The organism is Acinetobacter sp. S4397-1, from assembly GCF_024129285.1.
Classification (GTDB): domain Bacteria; phylum Pseudomonadota; class Gammaproteobacteria; order Pseudomonadales; family Moraxellaceae; genus Acinetobacter; species Acinetobacter lwoffii_C.
Window position 1 is genome coordinate 1 of record NZ_JAMXXZ010000075.1, and the last position, 1254, is coordinate 1254.

At 44.2% G+C, this 1254-nt stretch carries 1 protein-coding gene; it reads left to right on the forward strand.

The window, feature by feature from the left end:
- Positions 1-107: 107 nt before the first annotated feature.
- Positions 108-1254, forward strand: a 1147-nt coding sequence (locus NI467_RS14555; RefSeq protein ID WP_253153494.1) for an ISNCY family transposase, incomplete at its 3' end; no start/stop codon positions are given.

Sequence of the window (1254 nt, forward strand, 5' to 3'; positions counted from 1 at the left end):
TGTAAGCCCAAAATAGAAATGTCCGGTTTCTCCAAAGTAAAAATGTCCGCTTTTAGAATATGCATTTTTGCAATTTCCTTAGCGGACGGTTTGATATGTTGGTGTCTATGTCGGATAAAGAACTTAAACGATTGTCGGTCTTGCAGGAAATCTGTGATCAACGCATAACCCAGTCCCAAGCTGCTCAGTTACTTCATATTTCAGAGCGTCAGATCAGACGCTTACTGCAGAAATACAAAGCTCAAGGCCCAGTTGCATTAGCCCATGCCGGTCGTGGTCAAATCAGCAACTCCAGGCTTCCTGAAGAACTCAGACTCAAGTGCCTCAATATTGTTTCGGATCAACTGCATGGTTTCGGACCCACTTTAGCGCATGAAAAGCTCACTACCATTCATGGATTCGACATTTCGGTGGAAACACTACGTTCTTGGATGATTGCAGCCGATTTATGGATTCCTCGATCCAAGCGTCTGAAACGCCCGTATCAGCCTCGTTATAACCGGGACTGTTATGGTGAACTGATTCAAATTGATGGCTCACACCATGACTGGTTTGAAGGTCGAGCCCCTAAATGCTGTCTGCTGGTGTTTATCGATGATGCCACAGGAAAATTGCAGCATTTACGCTTCTGTGAATCAGAATCAGCCTTTGACTATATGATTTCAACACGTTTGTATATTGAGCAGCATGGTAAGCCGTTGGCATTTTACAGCGATAAACATTCAGTCTTCAGGGTGAATCAAAGCAGTAAGAAAGACACCAAGATTACCCAGTTTGGGCGCGTACTCAGCACCCTGAATATCGATATTATCTTCGCTAATTCACCACAGGCCAAAGGCCGTGTAGAACGGGCCAATAGAACGCTTCAGGACCGTCTGATCAAAGAAATGCGCCTGGAAGGCATCTGTTCGATTGAGCAAGCGAATGCCTGGCTACCCTGCTTCATTGAGCAGTTCAATCAGAAGTTCGCCAAGATGGCTTTTAATCCCAAGGATTTACACCGGACTGTTACTGAAACTGCTGAGGAGTTAGATGATGTTTTTACTTGGCGTGAACCCCGCAGAGTCACGAATAGCCTGACGATTACTTATGATAAATGCGTATATCTCTTGGAAAACACGGAAGAAAACCAAAGATTGATTGGTAAGTATCTTGAGTTCCTAGAATACCCGGATGGTACAGTCGCGATTGAATATCAGGGAAGAAAAATCAATTACAGCATCTTCGATAAATTAAGTCAGCTTAACCAGCGAG